At 67.3% G+C, this 25,157-nt stretch carries 21 protein-coding genes; 8 read left to right on the forward strand and 13 right to left on the reverse strand.

All coding sequences use genetic code 11. The annotated features are described in order from the left end of the window. The first annotated feature begins 209 nt into the window (after positions 1 to 209). Complete coding sequence (locus tag IT306_09340; protein MCC7368615.1) at positions 210 to 2,036, forward strand: hypothetical protein; 1,827 nt, start codon at positions 210 to 212, stop codon at positions 2,034 to 2,036. Between the two features lie 168 nt (positions 2,037 to 2,204). Here the strand turns inward: IT306_09340 and IT306_09345 are convergent, their stop codons facing one another. The 3 genes from IT306_09345 to IT306_09355 form a co-directional block, all read right to left on the reverse strand. Beyond that, positions 2,205 to 3,110 (reverse strand): NAD(P)-dependent oxidoreductase, encoded by a 906-nt coding sequence (locus tag IT306_09345; protein MCC7368616.1) that lies wholly within the window; start codon positions 3,108 to 3,110, stop codon positions 2,205 to 2,207. Between the two features lie 367 nt (positions 3,111 to 3,477). Further along, complete coding sequence (locus IT306_09350; GenBank protein ID MCC7368617.1) at positions 3,478 to 4,374, reverse strand: ABC transporter permease; 897 nt, start codon at positions 4,372 to 4,374, stop codon at positions 3,478 to 3,480. Positions 4,375 to 4,429: 55 nt separating this feature from the next. Next, entirely contained in the window at positions 4,430 to 5,389 is a 960-nt protein-coding gene (locus IT306_09355; protein ID MCC7368618.1) for an ABC transporter permease, read from the reverse strand. 263 nt (positions 5,390 to 5,652) lie between these two features. On the opposite strand from IT306_09355, the gene IT306_09360 reads away from it, so the two are divergent. From IT306_09360 to IT306_09370, 3 genes are all read left to right on the forward strand, one after another. Then, entirely contained in the window at positions 5,653 to 7,683 is a 2,031-nt protein-coding gene (locus tag IT306_09360) for an esterase-like activity of phytase family protein (GenBank protein ID MCC7368619.1), read from the forward strand. A gap of 59 nt (positions 7,684 to 7,742) precedes the next feature. Beyond that, a complete protein-coding gene (locus tag IT306_09365; GenBank protein MCC7368620.1) occupies positions 7,743 to 8,126 on the forward strand; it encodes a response regulator in 384 nt (127 codons plus the stop codon). 335 nt (positions 8,127 to 8,461) lie between these two features. After that, entirely contained in the window at positions 8,462 to 10,147 is a 1,686-nt protein-coding gene (locus IT306_09370; GenBank protein ID MCC7368621.1) for an MFS transporter, read from the forward strand. 213 nt (positions 10,148 to 10,360) lie between these two features. Here the strand turns inward: IT306_09370 and IT306_09375 are convergent, their stop codons facing one another. Together IT306_09375 and IT306_09380 are read right to left on the reverse strand one after the other, a co-directional pair. Beyond that, the gene (locus tag IT306_09375) at positions 10,361 to 11,377 is read right to left on the reverse strand and encodes an AAA family ATPase (protein ID MCC7368622.1); all 1,017 of its coding nucleotides are present in this window, start codon (positions 11,375 to 11,377) and stop codon (positions 10,361 to 10,363) included. After that, complete coding sequence (locus tag IT306_09380) at positions 11,374 to 12,099, reverse strand: nicotinamide mononucleotide transporter (GenBank protein MCC7368623.1); 726 nt, start codon at positions 12,097 to 12,099, stop codon at positions 11,374 to 11,376. The genes IT306_09375 and IT306_09380 overlap by 4 nt, the downstream gene beginning before the upstream one ends. Before the next feature lie 534 nt (positions 12,100 to 12,633). On the opposite strand from IT306_09380, the gene IT306_09385 reads away from it, so the two are divergent. After that, a complete protein-coding gene (locus IT306_09385; GenBank protein MCC7368624.1) occupies positions 12,634 to 13,578 on the forward strand; it encodes a radical SAM protein in 945 nt (314 codons plus the stop codon). A 20-nt stretch (positions 13,579 to 13,598) separates the two neighbouring features. Here IT306_09385 and IT306_09390 read toward each other — a convergent pair whose 3' ends face one another. From IT306_09390 to IT306_09410, 5 genes are all read right to left on the reverse strand, one after another. Beyond that, the gene (locus IT306_09390; GenBank protein MCC7368625.1) at positions 13,599 to 14,615 is read right to left on the reverse strand and encodes a 2-hydroxyacid dehydrogenase; all 1,017 of its coding nucleotides are present in this window, start codon (positions 14,613 to 14,615) and stop codon (positions 13,599 to 13,601) included. An 85-nt stretch (positions 14,616 to 14,700) separates the two neighbouring features. Beyond that, entirely contained in the window at positions 14,701 to 16,392 is a 1,692-nt protein-coding gene (locus tag IT306_09395) for a hypothetical protein (protein ID MCC7368626.1), read from the reverse strand. Between the two features lie 149 nt (positions 16,393 to 16,541). Further along, positions 16,542 to 17,414 (reverse strand): ABC transporter permease, encoded by an 873-nt coding sequence (locus tag IT306_09400; GenBank protein ID MCC7368627.1) that lies wholly within the window; start codon positions 17,412 to 17,414, stop codon positions 16,542 to 16,544. A gap of 91 nt (positions 17,415 to 17,505) precedes the next feature. Then, a complete protein-coding gene (locus IT306_09405; protein MCC7368628.1) occupies positions 17,506 to 18,423 on the reverse strand; it encodes an ABC transporter permease in 918 nt (305 codons plus the stop codon). Positions 18,424 to 18,604: 181 nt separating this feature from the next. Next, entirely contained in the window at positions 18,605 to 19,282 is a 678-nt protein-coding gene (locus IT306_09410; protein MCC7368629.1) for a Crp/Fnr family transcriptional regulator, read from the reverse strand. 224 nt (positions 19,283 to 19,506) lie between these two features. On the opposite strand from IT306_09410, the gene IT306_09415 reads away from it, so the two are divergent. From IT306_09415 to IT306_09425, 3 genes are all read left to right on the forward strand, one after another. Next, positions 19,507 to 20,649, forward strand: a complete 1,143-nt coding sequence (locus IT306_09415) for a mandelate racemase/muconate lactonizing enzyme family protein (protein ID MCC7368630.1) — start codon at positions 19,507 to 19,509, stop codon at positions 20,647 to 20,649. Between the two features lie 37 nt (positions 20,650 to 20,686). Beyond that, the gene (locus IT306_09420) at positions 20,687 to 21,763 is read left to right on the forward strand and encodes an Ldh family oxidoreductase (GenBank protein ID MCC7368631.1); all 1,077 of its coding nucleotides are present in this window, start codon (positions 20,687 to 20,689) and stop codon (positions 21,761 to 21,763) included. A gap of 92 nt (positions 21,764 to 21,855) precedes the next feature. Beyond that, positions 21,856 to 22,134 carry a hypothetical protein gene (locus tag IT306_09425; GenBank protein ID MCC7368632.1) on the forward strand — a complete coding sequence of 93 codons (279 nt, stop codon included), beginning with the start codon at positions 21,856 to 21,858 and terminating at the stop codon, positions 22,132 to 22,134. 128 nt (positions 22,135 to 22,262) lie between these two features. Here the strand turns inward: IT306_09425 and IT306_09430 are convergent, their stop codons facing one another. From IT306_09430 to IT306_09440, 3 genes are all read right to left on the reverse strand, one after another. Next, positions 22,263 to 23,114 (reverse strand): hypothetical protein, encoded by an 852-nt coding sequence (locus IT306_09430; GenBank protein MCC7368633.1) that lies wholly within the window; start codon positions 23,112 to 23,114, stop codon positions 22,263 to 22,265. Between the two features lie 193 nt (positions 23,115 to 23,307). Beyond that, positions 23,308 to 24,297 (reverse strand): alpha/beta fold hydrolase, encoded by a 990-nt coding sequence (locus IT306_09435; GenBank protein ID MCC7368634.1) that lies wholly within the window; start codon positions 24,295 to 24,297, stop codon positions 23,308 to 23,310. Beyond that, positions 24,288 to 25,127: an alpha/beta fold hydrolase gene (locus IT306_09440; GenBank protein MCC7368635.1), complete on the reverse strand. Its 840-nt coding sequence runs from the start codon at positions 25,125 to 25,127 to the stop codon at positions 24,288 to 24,290. Before IT306_09440 ends, IT306_09435 begins: the two co-directional genes overlap by 10 nt. Positions 25,128 to 25,157 lie beyond the last annotated feature (30 nt).

Below are 25,157 nucleotides of genomic sequence, written 5' to 3' on the forward strand. Positions count from 1 at the left end.
CACGACCCACGACCCACGACCCACGACCCACGACCCACGACCCACGACCCACGACCCACGACCCACGACCCACGACCCACGACCCACGACCCACGACCCATTCTGCCGGCCGTTGACACTCGTTCGCCGCGCCCCTATCATCCGCCTAACGGTCAGGGACGAACCGCCCTTCCGGCGGCCCTGCCGTCGATGAATGTGGGGGGCCTAGCATGGCGAGCTCCGAACGTGTCGAGTTGCGCGGCCGGCTGCCGCGTCGCCAGTTCCTGCGCGGCGGCCTGCTGCTGACCGGCACGCTGTTGGCATCCGGGCTTCTTCAGGCGTGCGGCTCGGGAGCCGCCCCGCCCAACCCGCCGACCCCGGCTGCCAAGCCTACGGAAGCGCCCAAGCCGGCCGCCCCGGCTGCTGCCGCTTCCCCGGCCGCCGCTGCTCCAGCAGCAGCCTCGCCGGCTGCAGCCGCGTCACCCGCCGCCGCGGCCTCCCCGGCTGCATCGCCAGCAGCCTCGCCGGCCGCCCAGGCCGCCCAGGCCGGCGCGCCTGCCGCTGCTGCGCCCAAGCCCGTCGCCGAGCCTGGCAAGCGTGGCGGTATCCTCGTCGTTGCCAAGACGACGGAGGCCCCGAGCCTCGATCCGCACCGCGTCAACGCCGTCTCCCGCCAGCGCGTGACGCAGAACATCTACAGCTACCTCGTGCAGACGGACGCCGGCATGCGCATCCAGCCGGATCTTGCCGAGAAGTGGTCCGTCTCTGGCGATGGCAAGCAGTACACCTTCAACCTCCGCAAGGGCATCAAGTTCCACAACGGCCGCGAGCTGGTCGCCGCCGACGTGAAGTACTCCATCGAGCGGATCAAGGATCCGGCCACGGCCTCACAGGGCGCGGGCCTGCTGCGCGCCATCACCGGCGTGGACACGCCAGACCCGTACACCGTGGTGCTGAACCTCTCGGCGCCGGACTCCGGCCTGCTGGCGAGCCTCGCCTCCGCCTGGGGCGGCATCGTGGCGAAGGAGGTCGTCGAGAAGGCGAACGGCGACCTTGCCAACGCCGATGGCGGCAGCGGCCCCTTCATGCTCGAAGAGTGGATCCCGAACCAGACGCTCAAGCTGAAGAAGAACCCGAACTACTACATCCAGGGCCAGCCCTTCCTGGACGGCATCACCTTCCAGGTCATCCCGGAAGAGTCGGCCATCATCGCCCAGCTCCGCAGCGGCAATGTGGACATGGCGATGCTGGAGGACAACAAGAACTTCGAGATCGTCAAGGGGATCAACACCCTGGACGTGGTCCGTGGCCCGCGCCTCGGCTACGACTACGTGAACATCAACCACGCGATGGAGCCGTGGGGCAAGCTGGAGGTCCGGCAGGCGTTCTCCTACGCCATCGACCGGGCCGAGGTGATGCAGGTGGCAGCCTCGGGCCTCGGCTCGCTGATCGCGCCGATCCCGCCAGCCCTCTCGGAGTACGCGCTCGACCCGGCCAGCCTGCCGGAGTACAAGCCGGACATCGCCAAGGCCAAGGAGCTGCTGACGAAGGCCGGCTTCCCGAACGGCTTCAAGTCCGAGCTGGAAGTGATCCCGACCTTCCCGACGATGGTCACCGGCTCGCAGGTGATCGTGGATCAGGTCAAGAAGGCTGGCATCGAGCTGGAGATCAAGCAGTACGAGTACGGCGTCTGGCTGGAGCGGTTCAACCGCAAGCAGTTCACGACGACGATGAACATCACCGGCGGCAACGCCGACCCCGATACGCTCCTCTACAACCGCATCCGCTCGGCCCCGGCCGACGTCTCGGGCGTCAACCAGAACAACTGGAAGGATGACGACGTCGACAAGCTGCTGGACGAGGGCAAGGGGCTGACGGACATCCCGAAGCGGAAGGATCTGTACACCCGCGTGCAGAAGCTCCTCGTCGAGCGGGTGCCGCAGATCTGGCTCTTCTCGGGCGACGTCATCACCGTCACCAAGAAGCGGGTCAAGGGCTACGAGTCAAATCCGTCCACGTTCATGCAGGGCCTGGTCACAACCTGGCTGGACGCGTAGCCGGAGGCGAAGCCCTCACCCCCCGACCCCCTCTCCCTGTGCGCGGGAGAGGGGGAGCGCGCGCAAACGATGGTCGTCGCTCGCCTGGACAATGCCTGGAAATGGTGCGCAAGCCCCGACCAACTCCCCTCTCCCGCGCACAGGGAGAGGGGCTGGGGGTGAGGGCCTCTACTCGGGCAAACGTAGCTCCACGCCGACGCGCTCCTCGATCAGCTTGACCACCACGTCGGCGTGCAGGCCGCCCCAGCCGCGTGACTGCGCCTCGATGAATCGCTGCTCGACAAGGTTGGCGATGTCGAGCGGCATCCCCAGCTCCTTGGCGAGCGAGGTGCCGAGCCGCAAGTCCTTCGCCCCGAGATCGAGCGCGAAGCCCGGCTCGAAGTTCCCCTTGAACAGGAACTTCGGGTAGTTGTTGCCGAGCTTCCAGGTCGCCCCGCTGCTGCTCTGGACCACGTCCACCAGCGTGGCGAGGTCCACCCCGGCCTTCACGCCGAGCGCCAACGCCTCCCCGAGCAGCATGTTCAAGCTCAGGGAGATCATGTTGTTCACGAGCTTGGTGGCCGATCCCGTCCCCGAGGCTCCGCAGTAGACGACGTGGTCGCCGATGGCGTCGAAGAGGGGCTTGCAGCGGTCGAAGGCTGCGCGGTCGCCGCCGACCATGATCGCCAGCCGCCCGGACTCCGCGCCGAACACCCCGCCGGAGACCGGCGCATCGAGTACGGCGACGCCGCGTTCTGCGCCGGCCTCGGCCAGCTTCCGCACGACGGTCGGGGAGTTGGTCGAGAGATCGACCAGGATGCCGCCGTCCGGCAGATTCGCCAGGACGCCGCGCTCGCCCAGGGCGACGGCTTCGACCTGCGGCGGCCCCGGCAGTGACGTGAAGACGATGTCGCTCGCTTCGGCAAGCTCGGCCGGCGACTCGGCCCAGCCTGCGCCGGCCCCTTCGAGCGCTTCGGCGGCGGCGCGGCGGGTGTCGTGAACGGTCAGCGGATGGCCGGCTTCCAGCAGGTGCCGAGCCATGTGGCGGCCCATGTTGCCGGTGCCAATGAATCCGAGACGCGGCCCCTCTGCCATGGTCCCTCCGTGGATGCTGGGTTTCAGGTTTCAGGATTTGGGGTTTCGGGTTTCGGGTTTCGGGGGTGGATCGTGGAAGTATGCCTGCTGACGCGCGCTGCGGCATCGTAGCAAACACGCAACTCCCCCATGTCATCCTGAGCGCAGCGAAGGACCTCACCCGCTGACCGTCAAGTTCGCGTCATCTGCTGACCGTCAACTCTCGCAACATCCGTTAGCGCTCAACGCTCACGTCAGCGGGTGAGATCCTTCGCTGCGCTCAGGATGACAATTGCGATTTGCATGCTTTCACCCCAACATTCGCACGATCCACGATCCACGATCCACGATCCACGATCCCCGATCCACGATCCACGAAACCCAGCACCTATTCCGCGCGGGTGCGGGGGTCCAGCACGTCGCGGATGCCGTCGCCCAGCAGGTTGAACGCCAGCACGGCGGTTACGATGGCGAGGCCGGGGAAGATGCTCATCCAGGGCGCCGTCTCCAAGAACGTCCGCCCTTCCTGCAGCATCGAGCCCCAGGAGGGCGTCGGCGGCTGCGGCCCGAGGCCCAGGAAGCTGAGGTACGCCTCCAGCAGGATCGCGTGCGAGAAGGTGATCGTCGCCTGGACCGTCAGCGGCGACAGCACGTTCGGGAAGACGTGGAAGAGCAGCACGTGCCAGGAGGGCGCGCCGAGCACCCGCGCGGCCTCGACGTACTCCTTGCCCCGCTCCACCAGCGTCGGGCCGCGAATCACCCGCCCGAAGAGCGGCGCGTACACCACCGAGATCGCGATAACCGCGTTGGTCAGGCCCGGGCCGAGCATCGCGGCGATGCCGATGGCCAGCAGCAAGGCCGGAAAACTGAACAGCACGTCGAAGATGCGGCCGATGATCGTGTCGGTCCAGCCGCCGTAGAAACCGCTGACCAGACCGAGCGTTACACCTAACAGCGCCGAAATCGTGACGCTGCACACCGCGACCAGCAGCGTCGTCTGGCTACCCCAGATGACCCGGCTGAAGACGTCACGGCCGAAGCGGTCCGTGCCGAAGAGGTAGAGACCGGATGGAGGCTGCGTGGCTGCTCGGACGTTGTTGGCGATGGGGCTGTACGGCGCGATCAGGCCAGCCAGCGCTGCCGTCACGATTAGGCCGACGACCATGATCGCGCCAGCCAGCACCAGCCGATTGCGCGTCATGATGCGAATCGTCCGCTGGAGCCGGGTGCGCTGCATGCGGCCGACCGGCCCGGCCACTGCTGCCGCGGAGGCCGTCGTCACCATGCTGCCACCTCGGGGGGGTGAACGCTGGTGGGGTGAAACGTGTGATCGGCGGCCATCAGTCGTACCGAATGCGCGGGTCGAGATAGGCGTAGCACAGATCCACCAGCAGGTTGCTCAGCATGAACAGCGCGGCGATGAACAGGATCGCGCCCTGGATCAGCGGGTAGTCCCGCTGGTAGACCGCGTTCAGCATCAGCCGGCCGACGCCCGGCAGGGTGAAGACCTCTTCCGTGACCACCGCGCCGCCGAGCAGGTAGCCGACCTGCACGCCGATCACGGTGATGATCGGGATCAGCGAGTTCTTGAAGGCGTGGCGGCTCACCACGATCCGCTCGGCCAGCCCCTTGGCGCGGGCCGTCCGTACGTAGTCCTGCCGCATGATCTCCAGCAGCGAGGAGCGGGTCATCCGCATCACCTGGGCCGCCACGACCGTGCCCAGCACGATGCACGGCAGGATCATCTGCTTGAGATTGGCGACCGGGTCTTTGAGCGGCGAGGCGTACTCGACGGGCGGCACCCAGTTGAACCACATCGAGAACGCCAGGATCAGCATCGCCGCCTGCCAGAAGATCGGGATCGAGAGGCTGAACAGGCTGGCGATCCGCGCGACATGGTCGAGCGGGGTGTTCTCCTTGACCGCCGACAGCACGCCCAGCGGGATGCCGACGATCAGCGCGATCAGCAGCGCCCCGAGCGTCAGTTGCAGCGTCACGCTGAGACCGTTCCCGAGCAGCTGCGAGACCGGCAGGCCCAGCCGCCAGCTCTTGCCGAGGTCGCCCTGCACGATGCCGCCAGCCCAGTGGGCATATTGGATGTGCAGCGGCTGATCCAGCCCGAAGAAGGCGCGCATCTGCGCCTTCGTCTCCTCGGTGGCGCGGGCCTCCGCCCCGAGCATCTGCTCCACGATGCTGCCAGGGATCATCCGCACCATCAAAAAGACCAGAATCGTCACGCCAACCAGGGTCGGAACGAGGGACAAGGACCGTTTCAGGAGATATGTTCTCACGGCCGGCATGGTACTACACGTCCAGCCGGCCAGGGCCAGGGACGCCAGCAACAACCATCAGAAGACCGGGTCTGGACATGAATGACGTTGACACGGCCCACCGGCTACCGTATGGTGATGGGCTATCTGGTTCCAGCAGCGTTCTGCCTCCTGGGAAGGGGCGCAGATCGTGGGAAGCAGACAGACCAGGGGCGCCAGGACACACGGCGGGCACCGTGACGGCGCAGGGCAGGCGAATCACGGAGAGGTCGGGATTGAAGCAGGCGAGACGAGTGGGTGCACGGGGTGCGGCGCGGCGCGCGCCGCTGGTCTGGCGGCTCGCGGTGGCGTTGCTGCTGGTGCTCGGGACGGTCAGCAGCCCGCTTGGGCGGGCCGAGACGACGTTCGCGGCGGGGCCGATGCCGGACCTGCGCTCGATCGTGCTGCAGGGCAGCGAGCTGCCCGGCTACGCGTCAGACGCCGGCCGCACGGCGCTGCAGGAGCGCCCCGACGGCACCGCCACGTACGACGCGGTCTTCCTGCGCCAGAGCGCTGCCACCGGCTCCGGGCCGGCCGAGATCCGGATGGCTGCCGCCCGCACCGCCTCCGGCAAGGCCAGCGCCCAGGCGCTCGTGGCGACCCGCGACGCCCTCCAGGCGGCCGGCTGGACCCTCCGCGACGTGCCGCTGCTCGGCGACGAGGCCATCGGCTTCGAGGCGAGCGGCACAGCGGCCGGCGGCCCGTCGAACGCGGGCTACGGCTACGTCTTCCGCTTCGGCCGCCACCTGATCGGCGCGGTCCTCTCCGGTCCGTCCGCCGCAACGTCCTTCGATCAGGCGCTCGGGTACGCCGTCCAGATGTCGGCGCGGCTCGACGCGATGCTGGCACTCGCGCCCGTCCCGGACCCCGATCCGGCCCCGGCCGGCACCGTGGTGGCGGCGGCCCCGCCGCCCGCCGCGAGCCAGCAGCCGTCAGTGGCCGCGAGCGCCGCCTCGGCCGCCAGCGCGCCGGCCTCTGGCGGGACCACGGCCAACGCGCGCTCCGGCGGGGCCGCCGAGGGTTCGACCGCCGCTGCCGTGCCGCCCTCGACCCGCCCGGCCGTCACGGCGGCGATGGTCTCCACGGACGTGCGGCTGGAGAACGCCCCGGAGCTGCAGAACGGCTTCAAGATCGGCGGCTTCTCGGGGCTGGTCGCGCCCGACCCGAGCGGGACCGTCTTCTTCACCACCACCGACCGTGGCCCGAACGGCGAGATCAAGGTGGACGGGAAGAAGGAGATCGCCTTCCCGCTGCCTCACTACACGCCGCGCATCCTGAAGCTCAAGCTGGAGAGCGGCAAGCTCCAGGTCGCGGACCAGATCACCCTCAAGACGCCGAACGGCTACACCGATCCGGTGACGAAGACCCAGGATATCACCGGCTTGCCGGCCTTCGACGGCGCGGGTGAGGAAGCGTACTCGCCGGACGGCAAAGAGGCGTACGGCACCGACCCGTACGGCGTGGACACCGAGGGCATCGCCTACGATTCGCGTGACGGCAGCTTCTGGCTGGGCGACGAGTACGGCCCGAGCATCGTGCACGTGGCGGCGGACGGCACCCTGCTGATGCGGATCACGCCGAAGGGGCTGGGGCTGTCGATGCCCGGCGTGGCCGTGCGCGAGCTGCTGCCGGAGACCTTCCGCAAGCGCAAGCCGAATCGTGGCTTCGAGGGCATCTCGATCTCGCCAGACGGCACGCGCCTCTTCGTGATGCTCCAGAGCCCGCTGCTCTACCCTGACGCGAAGGCCGGCGAAGCATCCCGCCACATCCGGGTGGCCGTCTTCGATACGTCCGACGGGGACAACCCGAAGCTGGCCGGCATCTACATCTACCAGTCGCAGTCGGCATCAGAAGTTGGCGCAAAAGACCAGGACGAGATCAAGATCGGTGATATCGCAGCCGTGAGCCGGACCCGCTTCCTGGTCGGCGAGCGCGACAGCGCCGAGGGCGGCAGCCACAAGAAGGTCTACCTCGTCGATATCGAGGGCGCGACGGACATTACCGACAAGGACAAGATCGACGGCAAGACCGTCGAGCAGGCCAGCGAGTCCGATCTCAAGAAGGCCGGCGTCGCCTACTTGAAGAAGTCGATGGTGGTGGATCTGGCCAGGCTCGGGTTCAGCCCCGACAAGTTCGAGGGGCTGGCGTTCATCGATCCGACCACCCTCGCCGTCGTCAACGACAACGACTTCGGCGTCTCGGCCATCGACTCGCGGGGCAAGGTGGTCCGCGAAGGGCAGGCGCCCAGGCTGGTGATCGTCCGCGTGCCAGAACCGATCCAGTAGCCCGATACTAGCGCAGGCTCCGGCTGGAGTCTGCGCGGATCGGCTCACTGGAGGTGCGCGTGGCCCGCGTCCTGATCATTGAGGACGAGCCCGAGATTCTCGATCTCCTCGGCGACCTGCTCACGCTCGAAGGGTACGACGTTCATCAGCTGCGGCGGATACCGCTGGGGCTCGATCAGGTGCGGGTGCTCGCGCCAAACGCCATCGTCCTCGACCTCAGGCTGCCGGGGCTTGGCGGCATGGAGCTGGTGCGGCTGCTGGCAGCGGACCGGCAGTTGCGCCGCACGCCGGTCGTCATCTGCTCGGGGGCGGACGACCTCACCAGCATCTACCGGCAGGAGCTGACCAGCCTCGGCTGCGAGATCGTGCCGAAGCCGTTCGAGCTGGAAGACCTGATCGGCAGCGTGCGGCGGGCCGTCTGGAGCAGCCAGAGCTGCTGGTGACGGCTGCCCGCGCCGCGCCGGATCGACGGCCTGTCGCGCAGGACGGCATCACAACCCCATCCGGCCGGAACTTTTTCGACGATCCGCGCGTTATACTCCCTGTGGCGGGTCCACCCACCCGCTACGGCCGAGCCCTTTCTCATGACGATGATGTGCATGTGCAAGGGGCGGGGGAACCGACTCCAGGGCGAATGACGCGCAAGCGTCTAGGGCAGCCTCTTCCGTCCGAGCCCAATGCTTACCCCGTAGGCCTGCGAAGAGGGGCGTTCAGCTCCTAGGTTGAACCGGCCCTGTTTTGCAGGCACAAACTTTTACGGGTGTAGGTCTTCCCCCTCATGGTACGTATGGTCTCGGCGTTCTCGCTCGGGCGCGGTGCGACCGGAGCGGCAGCCGAGCGGCGCCGTAATCTCATCGCCATCAGCGTCGTCTCGTTCTTAGCCTCCGTCGGCTTCATGGTCGTGATGCCGTTCCTGCCGGTCCTCCTCCGCGAGGTCACTGGCGGTGATGCTGCCAGCGCCGGCCTCTGGCTGGGCCTGGCGATCAGCGTCGCGCCCCTGATGACGGCGCTGACCGCCCCGATCTGGACGGCGATCGGCGACAGATTCGGTCGCAAGGCGATGCTCGAGCGGTCGGTAGTGTGCATCGGCATCGGCATCGGGCTGATGGCGGTGGCCTCGACGGCGTGGCATGTGGTGGCGTTGCGGGCCGTCGTCGGCGGCCTCGGCGGCGTCTCGGTGGCGGCCCTGGCGGCGATCACGGCAACCACCCCCCGGCGCGAGCTTGGCCCGGCGGTCGGCACGCTCCAGGCGGCGCAGACCGCCGGCGCGATGTTCGGCCCGCTGATGGGCGGCGTGCTCGGCTCGATGCTCGGCATGCGCGAGGCGTTCGTCCTGGCCGCGCTGATCTTCGTCCTGGCGCTCGGCCTGATCCACGTGCTGTTCACGGACATGCCGGCCCTGGTCGAGCCGCCCGTGCGCCCGACCACCCGCGAGCAGTCCCGCTCGGCCGGCGCGCTCGGCGTCGGCATCGCAGTGGCCCTGACGGCCGCCTTCCTGCTCCAGTTCATCGAGGGCAGCTTCCTGATCCTCTTCCCGATCGAGCTGGAGCGGCTGGGCGTGGCGGACGAGCACTTCGCGATGGTGTTCGGCGTCGGCCTCTCGCTGGTATACCTCGCCGCGACGATCTCGGCAGCGGTGGCCGGCCGGCTGACCGGCCGCTGGTCCGCGATGACCCTGATGGCCGGCATGGCGGCACTGGCCGTCCTGATTCTGGCGCCGATGCTCTTCGTGACGACCTACTGGCAGTTCATCGGGCTGCGGGTGCTGCTGGCGGCGCTGGCTGGCGCCGGCCCGACGCTCGCCTACGCGGCGGTAGCGGCAAGCTGCTCGCCGGAGCGGCGCGGCCAGATGGTCAGCCTGACGTCGAGCGCGGCGACGCTCGGCTGGGCGGCCAGCCCGCTGATCGCCGGCGCACTGATCCAGATCAGCCCGGCCCTGCTGGTGCTGATGAACATGGGCATCTTCGGCATCGTGGCGCTGCTGCTGATCGGCGGGCAGCGCGGGCTGTTCGATCCGCTGGGGACGCTGGTGGAGGGGCGCGGGATGCCGAGCTTCCCACGCGCCGGCCTCGCCGCGCTGCGCCCGAGCCTGGCCGGGCCGCGCGGCCTGCTCGACCGTCTCCACGCCCCGGCCACGCTGATGCCCGCGCGCAAGGTGCAGCAGCCGCGTTTCACGACCGCCGAGGTCGAGGCCGCGCTGCTGGGGCGTTCGCACGGGTCCCGGGCCCAGTCGGCGCTCGACATGGCGGCCCAGACCGCCCGCTGGATGCCGACCGAGCCACGGAAGGCGTTCCGCGAGGTGGGGCGGTACGCGGACCGGGTGCCGGCGATCCTCTACCAGATGCGGAACGGCGGCGATCCTGAGATGATCGGGCGGGAGTTGAGCCCGCTGGGCGGCAGCTGGCCGGTCCGGCGGACGGTCGAGATCGCGGCGGACCTGATCGCGCGGGAGCTGAACCGGTAGCGCTCCCCGGGTCGGGGCTTGACGACGAGTGACGAATTACCGCGGCGCTCCAGATCTCCCACCCGACGGACGGGTGGGAGGCTGACCCGTTCTCCGTGTGCTGCCCTCTCCGCGTCGGAGATGATGTCGGCGAAGTCGATATGTGCGCCGCGCAGCGGGTTGGGAGTGAGGTCTTACCGGACGCAACTACCGATGATTCTCAGCCAGCGTGTTCTATTCCAGGGTTGGCGTGCAGCCAGGAGGCGTCTCCGGGTCGGCGTCGGACAGGAGGCGGTCGATGGCGACCGTGGCGGCGGCCAGCCGCTCGTCGGGGCGGCCATGCACCTCGACGAACGGTCGGTGCGAGCGGGTCAGCTCCTCGCGGAAACGGCTCTGGAACCAGGCGCGGCGGTGCGGCTGATCGCGGGTGCCATCATCCTCCCAGGCGATCTCCTCGCCCGTCAGGATGTGGAGGACGTGGCGGTGGCGCTCGGCGATCTGCCGGACGGCCGGCGCATCCTGGCCCATGTACAGCTCGTGCCAGAGCCAGGTGGTGAAGGCGTCGGTGTCGCAGATCAGGACACGGTTGGCATGTCGGGCGAGCATGTCCTCCATCGCCTGCTGGGTCCGCGCGATGTGCACGAAGTCCTGGGTGCTGTAGGCCGTGGCGGCCGACGGCAGCAGGCCATCCCAGTAGGGCCGGCCGTACTCGGGAACCCAGGCCGTCTGGTAGTGGGCGGCCAATGCTCGAGCCAGGGTCGTCTTGCCGGTCGATTCCGCCCCGACCAGCACCACGCGCGGCACGAAATAGGCCCGTACCGGCGGCTCCAGGTAGTCGAGATGGGCCAGCGGCCGAGCCAGAATCTGCGAGGCCGAGATCGGGACGGTCGTACGGTCGGGGTCCAGGCAGACGTGATCGCAGCCGAGGTAGCCCGCGTAGGCCTCGCCGTAGCTCTCGGAGGTGAAGACCACGTCCGGCGCGCCGGGCAGCCACTCCCGCGTCAGCCGCGCCCAGAGCGCCGAGTCGTGCGGGTCGTGGTCGGCGGAGTCCCAGATGCGGACGTCCACCGTCGGGAACAGCTCGCGGAGCCAGTCGGCCCGCAGCTCGACCGGGATCGTGTCGGAGGCGTGGCGGCAGACCACCAGCGTCAGCCGCTCGACCTGCTCCAGGGCGGTGCGAATCAGGTAGCTGTGGCCCGTGTGCGGCGGGCGCAGCTTCCCGACGATCAGGCCGTGCTGCCAGCGCGTCATGCGCCAGCCTCCCGGACGGCCAGGGCCGGGATGACAGTCGTACGCGCGGACTGCTGCCGCCGCATGATGGCGCGCCACTCCACCAGCCCGCGCAGGCACACCAGCAGGAACACGGCGTAGAGGACGGCGGTCAGCGGCAACTCACGGGAGACGTACATCGGCACGTAGATGATGTCCGCGGCGATCCAGGCGTACCAGTTCTCGACGAAGCGACGCATCAGCAGCCACTGCGCCACCACGCTGATGCCGGTGGTGATGGCGTCCAGGGCCGGCGCGGCGCTGTCGAGCAGGATGCCGCCGTGCCACATCAGGGCGGTCAGGGCCGCGCCGCCAGCCAGGACGCCGACCGCTTCGAGCGGGCCGACGTGGCCGATCGGCTTCTCGGTGCGGCCGGCCCCGCCGTAGGTCCAGGCCCACCAGCCCCACAGGCCCGAGAGCACGTAGAAGACGTTCAGGCTCATATCGAAGTAGAGGCGCGCGCCGAAGAACAGGACGACGAAGAGGGCCGAGTTGGCGACGCCAATCGGCCAGTTCCAGACGTTGTTGCGGGCCGCCAGCCAGACCGTCCAGGCGCCCGTGACGAAGGCCAGCAGCTCGGTGGCGTCGAGCGGGACGGGCAGCAGGCCGAGCCAGTGCCCGGCGACGACGCCGACCGAGAGCAGGGCGGCCAGGACGTAGAGCGCGACCGTGAGTTGAGGTGAGGGCGAGCGAGACACAGGCATGAGCAAGGCCCCCGACGCGAGCAGCAGAGGCGCCGCACCCACCACTCGCCGAATTCAACTCTAGTCTAGTCTAACTTGGTTGACAGGTCAACTGCCCGCTTCGCCCTGGCCGCGGCACGGCCGTCGGCATCGGATCGACGGGGGCATCGTCAGGCACACCCTCCGCCAGCTCCCCACGCCAGCCCCTGCCCGTCGCCAGTGTATGCTCGCTCAGTCCACCGGCCGCCGCTCCTTCTGGACGGCGTTCATCACGTCCCGCCGGGTGGCCATGTGCAGGTAGCCGAGGAGCGAGGCCTTCGTCGGATCGTACTACGCGGGCCGGCGGGCGACGGCGAGCAGCAGCCGCCGATGCAGCGCACGGTCGCCTGCTTGCTCGGGACCGTCGCCGAGGCTGCTCCCCGCCGCGGCCACGCCTGTGCCCCCTTGCTCACCGTGCACGGCATTGTGACACGCCGACGATCCGCATGAGGATGTCGCACGCACGAGAGCGCCAACAGTGTCGCGCATTCAGAACATCTGTGCTATGCTGGAGGCATGCCTCGCCCCGAGTACGTCCCGATCCAGTGCAAATCGGCCCTCAACCGCGTCCAGGGGATGCCGTTCAAATGGTCGTTGAACCCGTACGCGGGGTGCGTGCACGCCTGTGTGTACTGCTATGCCCGCTCGCACTATCAACTGGCGGGGCACGGTGATGCCGGGCGGGAGTTCGAGACCCGGATCCTGGTCAAGTCCAACATCGCGGAGGTGCTGCGGCGCGAGCTGCGGCGGCCGTCGTGGTCGTTCGAGCTGGTGTCGCTCGGGACGGTGACGGACTGCTACCAGCCGGCCGAAGGGCGCTTCCGAGTCACGCGGGCCTGCCTGGAGACCCTGGCCGACTGTGCCAACCCGCTCGGCATGGTGACGAAGTCGCCGCTGGTCCTCCGCGACCTGGACATCCTGGCCCCGCTGGCCCGGCAGGCGAAGGTCAGGATCTTCTTCACCATCACGACCGTCGATCTGGACCTCTGGCGCACCATCGAGCCGGGCACGGCAAACCCGTTCAAGCGGCTCGCGGTGATGCAGCGGCTCAACGAGGCAGGCGTGCCGGCGGGGGTGCTGCTCGCGCCGATCCTGCCCGGGCTGACGGACTCGTCGGCCTCGCTGGAGGCGGTCGCGCAGGCGGCCGCCGAGCACCGAGCGGCCTTTCTCGGCACCAGCACCTTGCGGCTTGCGCCCGTCGTCAAGGAACAGTACCTCGGGTTTGTGGACCGCGAGCACCCGGATCTGCTGCCTCGCTACGAGCGCGCCTACCCGGGCCGCGAGGCGCCCCAGGCGTACCAGCAGGCGCTGGATGCGCGCGTCGAACGGATCCGCGAGCGCTACGGCTTCGCGGAGCGCTCGATGCGGAAGGCTGGCCTCAGCTCGGCGGCCGAGCCGCTGCCTGCGGACCCGCTCCCGCGGCGCGTCGGGCCGCAACTGCTGCTCCCGATGATCTCGTAGCCGGCCGGCACGTCGGGGTTCTATCTGCTGCTGGAGGAGTGCGCACGGGCCTGGCGGGCTCGCGCGCGACCGCTGTCCCAGACATCTGGGTTCGCAAGCCGGTGTGGGCGCTCGCCAGCCAGGAAACGGTCGATGTTGTCGAGCGTCAACGGGGTCTTGTACTGCTCGCTCTCGAAAGAACCACCGGCCACATGGGGCGTCGCGACGACGTTGTCGAGTGCGAGCAACGGATTGTCCGGTGGAGTCGGCTCGACCTCGAAGGTGTCCAGTCCGGCCGCCAGGATGCGACGCTCGGCGAGCGCTCGGTAGAGGGCCGACTCGTCGATGACTCGCCCACGGGCGGCATTGATCAGGATGGCCGTTGGCTTCATCAGGCTCAGCTCACGCTCGCCGATCATACGGTCGGTGTCCCTGGTGTGCGGCACGCACAGCACCACGATGTCTGACTCTCGGAGCAGGGTGTCAAGGGACACGGAGCGGATGCCCGCCAGAATCATGCCGTCCGGTCGGGAGGTCCGCTGGTAGGAGATGGAGTGGGCGCCGAAGCCTGCCACGCGTTTCGCGACGTGCAGGCCGATGTGCCCCAGCCCGATGATACCAACCGTCTTGCCGGCCAGTTCATACGGTGGTCGTGGCGGATCGACACGGTCCCAGATGCCCATCCGCATGTTGATGATGTCGCGCGCCGCATTTCGCAGGCAGAGTAACGTGAGCATCAGAATGTGGTCGGCGACCGACGACGCATTCATCCCGACATTCAGCGTCAGCAGGATGCCGTGATCGCTGAGCGCCTCGACATCAAAATGGTCCGCTCCGGAGCCACCTTTGACCAGCAACTGGAGGTTCGGAAGCTGCTCGATCATCTCGCGGCTGAGCACGTACGGGCCAGACCGACCCGACAGGAGGATCTCGCAATCCCGAATCTGGTCGATCAAGACATCAGCCGCGGTCGTCTCGGTCCGCACGAACACGATATCGTGGCCGACGAAGCGTCCGTCTACCGCCTCTCGATAGCGCTCGTCAATCGCGAGACGCATGGCACCCTCCCCTCCTGCACACACGGGGCAGTCCCGCTCGCGCCAGGCAAGCGGGACCACGACGTGAGCGTCGGCGACGCTACAGTCAGTCCTGAAGCTGCATCTCGTTGAACTTCCACAGGTTGTCGGTTCGCGGCGTCCAGACGAGCTTCGCCGACGCACCGTGAATGTAGTCCAGCCCGAAGAGCGGCAGCACCCAGTAGTTGTCGTAGGCGGTCTTCCACAGCTCTTCGTACAACTTCCGCCGCTCGTCGCCACTGGCAGCAGATGCCTGGGCCATCTTCTTGGTGAATGCCTCGTCGCAGAAGTGGGAGAAGCGACCTTCACAGCCGTAGTAGGCGTCCATCACGCGCGATGAATCGAACGTCGGGTTGGACGCTGCCGTCATGAACGTGTCGGATCGCTTCTCGCCCGGCTTGACTGCGAACAGCGTCTCCCGCCACTGGCCGGCTTCCATGATCCGAGGCGTCATCTTGAGGCCGGTGCTCGCACTCACCGCGTTCGCCACCGCCTCGCCCAGTTCCGAGATGCGGGCGAAGTTCGCCTCACGGATCACCAGTTCGAGTGCCGTGCCACTTGCCCCGGCCTCCTGCACCAGTTGCTTCGCCTTTGCAGCATCAACCGGATACGGCTTGAGGGTCGGGCTGGAGCCGAACGACTGGCCGCGCACCATCTGACCATTCGCGCTGGTGGAGAAACCCGGGTAGAACGCCTCCATCAGCATGTTGGTGTCAATGGCGTACGCAATGGCCTGGCGAACACGGATGTCCTTCAGCGCCGGGTGCTCGGTGTTGAGGCGGATACCGACCATCTCGGTGGTCTTCTCGACCACCGACTTCGGCATCTGCTTCGCCATCTCTGTCGGGATCGAGAATGCCAGTTGCGCCTCGCCAGCCTGGACCATTGAAGCGCGGACGCTAGCTTCCTTGCGGGGAATGATCTTGACCTCGGCGATAGTCGGCTTTGGCGTGCCCCAGTACTCGGGGTTGGCCTTGAGCGTGATGTAGCTGCCACGCTGCCAGTCACTCAGGGAGTACGGGCCGGTGCCGACGGCCGTCACCGACATCTTGTCTTCCGACGTCTCCTTGAGCCACTTCGCCGGCGCGATCTTGAACTTGATGAGCTTATTCGGCAGGATCGGGTCCGGAGCAGTGGTCGTGAGATCGACGGTGTAGTCATCCACCTTCGTGGCCGGAAAGCCGAGCGTCGAATAGTCGCCGTTGCAGCGGTTCGTACGCGTCGACGGGTTCAGCTCATGGTCGACGGTCTCCACCACCGAGTCGGCATTCATCGGCTCACCGTTCTGGAACTTGATCCCCTGCCGAAGTTTGAAGCGCCAGGTCGTGGGGCTGGTCTGTTGCCAGCTCTCAGCGAGTAGCCCGACGATCTTGCCGTCGTTGTCGATACTGGTCAACGATTCGTAGATGTTGCGGACGGTGAAGTCGGCAAGGAGGGAGCAGCCCATCTTCGGCATCAAGCCGTTCTCAGGCTCGCCTTCGACGGCGATGACCAGTTGGCCCCTCGGGGCGGCTGCTGGCTTGGCCGCTTCGGCTGGCTTCGCGGCGGCGGGAGCCACCGTGGGCTTCGCCGCCTCGGCGGGTTTCGCGGCCTCGGCAGACTTCGCCACCTCGGTCGGCCTGGCCGGCGAGACCGCCTCGGCGGGTTTCGCGGGCGCCGTTGTTGCGGCGGGTGGTGTGGGCTGAGCGCAGCCGGTCACCATTGTCGCGACCAGCGCCGCAAGAACAACGCGTCGAGCGCGCGGCGAGAACAGTCGCATCTTGCCTCTCCCTTGAAGCGAGGTTTCGGTTCCTGCCGTGAGCATAGGGGGGGTCGGGGACGATTTCTGTCGGCCGGCCGACAACTCTGACGAGGAGGTCTGCCGTGAGTTGACGGTTCCTGTCGGGGCTGGCGTGGCCAGCGCGGCGTTCAGACGTTCAGCCAGCGCCATCGCTGGACGGGATCGCTGACGGCACGCAGCCACGTCGAGAGCAGGTTCACCGAGAGCGTCGTGAGGAAGATGGCGAAGCCCGGAAAGCCGACGAGCCACCAGGCCGTCGTGATGTACTCACGGCCCTGAGAGAGCATCAAGCCCCAGGACGATTCTGGCGGCTGGATGCCGACGCCCAGGAAGCTGAGGGCCGCTTCCGAGAGCATCGCGCGAGCAAACTCCAGCGTGCCCAGCACCAGGATCGGCGAGAGAAGGTTGGGCAGCATATGTCGCAGCATCAGCCGCCCGTCGCTCGCGCCGACGACCCGTGCCGCTTCGATGTACGGCGACTCTCGGACCGACAGCGCCATCGCCCGCGTCACCCGGGCCATGACCATCCACCGCGTCAGGGCCAGGACGATGATCAGGTTCTGGAAGCCCGGCCCGGCCGTGTAGAGCACGATCAGCGCGAGCAGCAGCGACGGGAACCCCATCTGAATGTCGACGAGGCGCATCAGCAGATCGTCGACCTTCCCGCGATAGAAGCCGGCAACCAGCCCGACTGTGACGCCAATCAGACCTGAGCAGATCACCGTGGCCAGCCCGACGCTCAGCGACACCCGCGCGCCAACCAGCACGCGAGACAGCACGTCACGTCCCAGTTGATCGGTGCCGAGCAGGTGGAACGATCCATCCCGCGCAAAGCCGGGCGCCGAGTTACGCAGAAGCAGACTCTGGGCGTTGGGTGCAGGGAGGACGCAGACGGACACCAGCAGGTCGGCGCTGGCGCACATGGCCAGGAGGACGATGAGAAAGACGGCTGCCAGGAGGCTGATCGGCTCACGGACGAGCGCGCGGAGCAACACGGACAGCCGAGCGGCCAGACTGGCGCCTTCGAGGCGCGGGGCTGAGGACGGCTCAGTCAGGATCTCGGCTGTCGGATTCATCGTCGCGCAGCCTCCATCACTTGTACCGAATGCGCGGGTCGAGGTAGGCGTACGTCAGGTCGACTGCCAGATTGATCGCCACGACCAGCGTGGCCACGATCAAGACGTCGGCCTGAATCAGCGGGAAGTCCCGACGCTCGATGGCGCTGATCGCCAGCAATCCGATCCCTGGCCAGCCGAAGATCACCTCGATCACGACGGACCCGTTGACGAGGCCCGCGATCTCGTCGCCGGCGAGCGTGATGACCGGGATGGCCGCGTTGCGCAACACGTGACGATAGACGGTGATCCGCTCCGGCAGGCCCTTTGAGCGCGCCGTCACCACGTACGCCTTGCTCAATTCGTCCAGCATGCAGGACCGCACCACCTGGGCGATCCGGCCGATGTGGTTGACGGCCAGGGCCAGGACTGGCAGGACGAGATACTCCACGCCGCCGTAGCCAGACGTCTTGAACCATCCAAGCTGGACGGCAAACAGAATGATCAACATCAGCGCGAGCCAGAAAGTCGGCATCGAGACGCCGACGATGGCCAGCGTCGTGGTCAGCCGGTCGACGAACGAGCGCGGGCTAAACGCCGACATCGCGCCCATCGGCACCGCCACAACCAGCGAGAAGCCAATCACTGAGACGGCCAGGAGCAGCGTGGCCGGAATCCGCTCCAGCACCAGTTGTCGGGCTGGCACCCGCTGCCAGATCGAGAGACCAAAGTCGCCGCGCACGAGGTCTCCGGCGAAGCCCAGGAACTGCACGTACAGCGGGTTGTCCAGGCCAAGCTCAGCCCGCAGGCTCTGGTACTGCTCCTCGGTGGCCTCAATGGGGAGCATCAGTCGCGCGGGATCGCCGACGGTGCGCGTCACCACGAAGATGACGATTGCCAGCCCCAGCAGCACAAACACCGAGTGCACGAGGCGCCGAGCAATGTAGGCAGTCATACGGACGTAGTGGCTCCTTGACCACAGCCGAGGCTCGTCGTGGCCCCAGCGACCAGCCCAGCATACGGGTACCGGTCAGCGTCCGTTTGTCGTCGCGCCGACAAACACGCGGATACGTCGAATTAGCGCCTGCCGACCCGCTGGATGCCTCCTGGCGGCGCCGCCCCGGAGGCTCAGGCGATCACGGGCGGAGCTCGGCGCACTCCTGCAAGCCGACCCACTCCTGAATGACGATGGCCCGTGACCTGAGGGCCAGGAATCCCTCAGATTCCAGACGGTCAAGCTCACTGGTAACCGTCTGCCTCGTCATGCCGCAGAGGCGGCTCAACTGCTCGTGCGTCACCCGAATGTCGATGGACGTTGCATGGTCCAGCGCCGCTCCGCTGCGCCGCGCCAGATAGACCAGCGACGCCGCCACCCGTCGCCGAGCCGAGGTCCCGATGAGGCTCGTCTTCATCGTCTGCTGCTCAATGCCCCGATGGAGCGCGCTGTTGAGCAGGGCCAGCGTGATCTCGGGCCGGTCGACGATGAGCGTGAACAGCACATCTCTTGGGACCACCCACAGCTCGATATCGTCGAGGGCGCGCATGCTTCGCGCCCGCTCGTGCCCGAGCAGGATCTCCGCGATGCCGAACACCTCGTGTGGATGACGGATCGAGTGTCCGATCTCGCGCCCAGACTCCGAGATGCTCAGCAGCTCGACACGGCCGGACTTGACGGCGTAGGCGGCCGTGGGCTGCTCGCCCTGAAGGAAGATAAACGCGTTGCGTCGATACGGGCGTAGCTGCCCAAATTCGGCGAAGCTCTCGTAGGCGACCTGTCGCCACACCTCGACGGGCCGGACAAGGCTGTCCCTCACCGGACGTAGCGCCCTCGTGGCGTTCACGCCGTCCCTCCCTGGTGCTGCGTCTCCTGTGCCACCGGCGTTTGTCGGCCGGCCGACAGAACGCCCCCCACAGCGGCCCTACGATTATCGTCCACGGCGGACGTTATTCCCAGGAGCGTGCCGGCGAGCCAGTGCCGGCCAACGAGGGCTCCCACGCTGCTTGGCAACCGACCGCAGCGACGCGGAGGAGGATAGTCATGAAAGTTGACCGCATCGAGACACTCACCTTCTGGGGTGAGTGGAAGAACTGGGTCTTCGTCAAAGTTTCGACTGACGATGGCCTGTACGGCTGGGGCGAGGCCTCGCTCGCGGGCGCCGTCAAGGCGGTCGAGAGCGCCGTCCACGAACTGGGAGCGGTCCTGATCGGGGAGGATCCCGGCGGCGTCGAGCGTCACTGGCTCCGGATGTACCACGCCTGGCGCTGGCGGGGCGGTGCGATCCAGACGACGGCCCAGGCCGCGCTCGACATCGCCCTCTGGGATCTTGAAGGCAAGCGCCTCGGCGTGCCGTCATACCGGCTGCTGGGTGGGCCATACCGGGATCGCATCCGTGCATACGCCAGCCACTGGCTCATCGGCGCGGATACCCCTGAGAAGGTGCGCGAGCAGGTCCGCGAGGTCAAGCGGCGCGGCTTCGATGCCTTCAAGTGGAGTCCGTTCGATCAGCGGAGCCTCCGCGAGAATGAGAACGCCGCCATCGAGAAGGCGCGGCAGTTGATGGAGGTCGCGCGCGATGAAGCTGGTCCGGAGATGGATATCTTTGTCGAGTGCGGCGAGAAACTCTCACTGCGAACGGCCCCAATCGCGGCCCAGGCGTTTCTGCCATACCGTCCTGGCTGGTTTGAGGAGCCAATCCCCTGCGAGAACGCGAAGGCGATGGTCGAACTCCAGCACACGCTTCCCGTCCCCATCGCCACCGGCGAGCGTCTCGTCACGCGGTGGGAATACCGCGAGTTACTCGAAGGGCAGGGTTGCCGGATCATTCAGCCGGACCTGACCCACTGCTCGGGCATCACCGAGGTCAAGCGCATTTGCTCCATGGCGGACACCTACTACATCAGCGTGGCGCCCCATAACTCGGCGGGTCCCATCGGCACGCTCGCGGCTCTCAACCTGGCTGCCGCGATTCCGAACTTCTTCATCCTCGAACAGATGGAGGAGGAGCGGAGCATGCGGGATGCCATCTGTACTGTGCCGCTGAAGTTCGAGAACGGGTCGTTCGAGCTGCCGACGGCACCGGGCCTAGGCACCGACCTCAAGCTCGACGTGCTGCTCGAATCCGAGGCTCGGGCGGCGCGAGCCACGCCGTTGCGTGGCGGCACCGAGCGAATCTGGCGCTAACCCACCGTCTACAGAGCCACACAGGAGGAGGATGCCCGTGCCCACGTTCACTGCCGAGCGACTCGGCGCATTTATCGAGACGGTCCTGACCCGTGCTGGGCTGCAGGCCGACGAGGCTCGGCACTGCGCCGAGGCGGCAGTGTTCGCAAACCTGCGTGGCACCGAGACGCATGGAATCGTCTACATCGTCCCCCGCATGCTCAAGAGCCTTCAGGAGGGGAAGACAACGCCAGGTGCTCGCCACGTGGTGGTCCGCGAGAGCGGCGGGTCAGCCTTGCTCAAGGCAAACGGACAGGCCGGGCCGATGCTCGGCTACGAGGCGATGCAGGTCGCGGTGAAGAAGGCACGCGAGCAGGGCGTCGGAGCGGTTGTCACGATCAACGGTGGCCCGCTCGGCATGCTCGGCTACTTCGCGGATCTGGCTGCTCGGCAGGGACTGATCGGCATGGTGGCGGCCAACACGTCGCCGAATGTGGCCCCCTACGGGAGCAGCACGCCGGTATTCGGCACGAACCCGTTTGCCTACGCTGCGCCTGCGGCATCCGCACCGACGCTCCTCCTAGACATCGCCACGAGCGTGGCGGCGTCCGGCAAACTGGCCAGCGCTCGTCGTCGACAGGAGCAGTTGCCCGAGGGCTGGATCGTCGACGCCGATGGCGCCTGGATCACAGACCCGATGCGGTCGGGCGATGGGGCGATGCTGGCATTTGGTGGGCACAAAGGGTCAGGCATTGCGCTGTTGGTACATGTGCTGACTGGCATGCTGGGGGGCACAACGGTCGGCGGCGAGGTTACCCACGAGAACTCTGATCCCGATGTTCGGGGGCAGTCGGTCTTCTACCTCGCCATCGACCCGGAGCATTTCGCGTCGCGTGAGGTGTTCGAGCGCCTGGCCGACCGCCAGATCGAATACATCCAGGCAGCACGGCCACTGCCAGGCTTCGAAGAGGTGCTGTCCCCCGGGATGCGCGGCGCCCGCACGGCGGCAGGCCGGTCAAGCCAGGGCATCCCGGTACCAGAGCCGGATTGGGCGGCCGTTCTGAAGGCGGTGCAGGCGGCAGGACTGCCCGTAGACGAGATAGTTGATGAGGTCACTGTGGCTCCTGCATCGTAGGCGGTCGGGTGTCAGAATCTCGGCTCTATTGAACTCAGGGCGCCCCCACTGGCCGACTGTGCCAACCCGCTCGGCACGGCGGCACCAGCACCTTGCGGCTTGCGCCCGTCGTCAAGGAGCAGTACCTCGGGTTCGTGGACCGCGAGCACCCGGATCTGCTGCCTCGCTACGAGCGCGCCTACCCGGGCCGCGAGGCGCCCCAGGCGTACCAGCAGGCGCTGGATGCACGCGTCGAGCGGATCCGCGAGCGCTACGGCTTCGCGGAGCGCTCGATGCGGAAGGCTGGCCTCAGCTCGGCGGCCGAGCCGCTGCCTGCGGATCCGCTCCCGCGGCGCGTCGGGCCGCAACTGCTGCTTCCGATGATCTCGTAGCCGGCCGGCACGTCGGGGTTCTATCTGCTGCTGGAGGAGTGCGCACGGGCCTGGCAGGCTCGCGCGCGACCGCTGTCCCAGACATCTGGGTTCGCAAGCCGGTGTGGGCGCTCGCCAGCGCCGTCAGGTCAGCGACCGGCGCCAAGCCCGGCGATGTCCAGCATCTCCTGCTCGGAAAACGGCTCGATGCACACACCGAAGTGCTCACGCAGTGGGCGAACAACCAGTTCATTCGCCATCATGCTGCTGGCGATCGTCCCAGGATGGCCGGCGCCATCCTGAAGGCGGAAGTGCCGGGGATCGTTGCCCGACGTTAGTGCGTCAACGGCAACGCCTCCGACCAGCAGCTGGTACGTGCCGTCAGCCTGCTGAAGCAACGACTGCCCAAAGCGATTCATGTCCACCAGCGGTACCGTCCGGTCCGCGGCCAGGCCGGCGAGACGGCTATTCACGCGGTCGATTGCCTGGGTGACAAGACGTCGCTGGCTCGCAACTGGGTGGGACGCAATCACCTCGGGACTTTGCCCCATATCTGGGATGCTGGTCACCAGTACATGGATGTCGCCTGCGGCCAGCACCGTATCCAGCGCGACGGTGAAGTTCTCGACGATGCGGTCAAGCCTGGCATCCAACGCCGCGCCGCTCAGCGTTCCATGGTAAACCCGAGCGTAGCCACCGCTCCAGAGCTGGAAATCGTTCACGCCGATCTGGACGATCACGTACTGAACGTGTCCGGCGGCAATCTGTTGGGCGAGTCCGGTGTGCTGTCCGCCGCGGATCATATCGTCCGTCGTGGCGCCAGAGCGCGACCAGTTGTATGCGTACCCCGTCCGTCGAGGTTCACCCCAGACGCCCCACGGCCCGAAGTTCAGGCCCCGTCGTTGCACAAGCTGCTCAACCCAGTTCAGCGTGGTCGAGGCGAAGGGGCCGCCGCGCGCGTCGTCAGCACGGTACTCGTCCGAGTTGCTGTCGCCGAGCACGCCGAACCCGACATCCGGCCCGACCGGTCGGCAAGCAGCCGACGCCGCTCGCAGGGCGGTGGGTCGGACGGATGCAGTGTCTGCCCCCGCCGCGAGGTGTGCGCGGCCGGGGATGGGCAGGGGTATGCTCCCCCACTGGCTCCCGAGCAACAGCATCGTCGCTCCAACCGCGAGAAACAGCATGGGAAGCACCCTACCCAATCGCATAGTGCGCTGAGGCCATCGACTGTGGAGAGGCAGGCGTCCGCGCTTCGGTCACGAGCTGCCGCACCGCATCACGCACAATGCGCTGCGCCGCCAGCGAGCTGAAACCATGATCGGACTCGGGAATCGTGCGGAGGCCGACACGCCCCGCGCGAACGAGCGCGTCAAAGCGTCCTGCCGTCTTCGCACTGACGTACGCCCGCCCTGGATTCTGCTCGGAGAAGACGAAGGAGACGCCGACACCACGCGCCAGCAGCCGCTCGAGATCGAGCGACTCGTGGGGGCTGGCCTCCGCGGCCTGCGACGATGTGAGCGGTGCGGACCGCCCAAGACGAGCCGCGATGCCCGCCCTCAGCCTGAACGTCGCAGCTTGCGCAGCCCCACGTAGGATGCCGCGTATCAGGTTGCTGGAGATACGGCGATACGAAACCTGTCCGGAAAGAAAGCGGCGCCACTTCTCACGGCTTTTCATTGCTCCGTCCAGGTAGTATCGAAAGTACAGCCGTGCTGCTTTCTCCTCGCGGTCCACAGACGTCCAGTCAGGCGCGAGCGGCGACGTATAGTTCAGCGCGATCACCTGTCGAACCTGTGCAGCCTGCTGCGCAACGTAACAGGCGAGGAACGCTCCCGAACAGTGCCCGACGAGCGTGCAGGAATCCACGCCGAGAGACATCCGCATGAAGGCGAGCGCATCATCCACGTCGGCGAGCACACTGCTCTCAAGCGCCATCTGCTCGTCGCGCCGCGCGCTGTCCCCCAGACCTGCAAAGTCGAAGCGCAGCACTGGCAACCCCATCGCCGCGAGATCACGCGCCAGACTGACATACAGTCGGTTGGGGCCTACCCGATGCACGAGCCCGGCGCTCAGCAGGAGAACGCCGTGCGAAAAGCCCGGCTGCACAGCGCCCGGTGGGTGCGTCACAACGCCGACGAGCGCCCCGCCAGGGCCAAAACGGACCACGCGCTCTGTTATGGACACTGGGCCTCCAGCCACATCGCGATGCGCTCCAGCGTGGGCCGTGGCACCAGCCCCTTATCGATGTCCTCGCCCCAGATCGTGAACGTGGGCAGCACGGCATACTCAACAGCGTGGCCATCGTCGCCACGTTGCCGCTGCCAGGCGTCCAGGCGAGACTCAGGCAGATTGTCGACGATCAGCAGCGGACTGGCCCAGGCTGGCGCCAAACTGAGCCGGAACGACTGAAGATCCTGCAACAGTTCGGAAGACACCGGAAATCCCAACAACTCGTGAACGGCGTCCCCGGTCGCGGCGTCTGGCACGGATGGGAAATGCTGCCAGAGCATGGCGCGATGATGCTCTCGCAGCTCGGCGAGATACTCGGCGCCGTCAAGCACCGGTTGCCAGAGCACCAGGCCGCTGACATCATCATGTTCGGTGCTGGCTCGCATGGCCAGGGAGGCGCCGAGCCGCAGCCCGATCAGGCAGATCTGCTCAGGCATGGCTCGTTCGCGAAGCTCATCCAGCGCCGTGGCGATATCGTCGATCCAGGTTGACAGGCCGTCGCTCGCGCCGTCCCCCGCCGAGTCACCAGTGCCACGGTAGTCGAACCTCAGCACGGGGTACCCGAGTCCCGACAGCAGCTCAGCAAGCTGCCGAAAGGCTCGGTGCGACGGCAGATACTCCTTACCCCACGGATAGCAGAGCAACACGGCGGAATCTCGAGTTCGGTCCGAGCGCGGCGGATGATAGCTGCCGAAAAGCTCCTGGCCCGGCGCACCGAAGAAGAAGTACTCGGTATCGCCCGGATGCGATGTCGAGCCGATGCGTGTCAGATCGAGATCAGTCATTGGCTGTGGCGCTCCTCTGGCAGTTCTTCA

This window comes from Chloroflexota bacterium (assembly GCA_020850535.1).
Taxonomy (GTDB): domain Bacteria; phylum Chloroflexota; class UBA6077; order UBA6077; family JACCZL01; genus JADZEM01.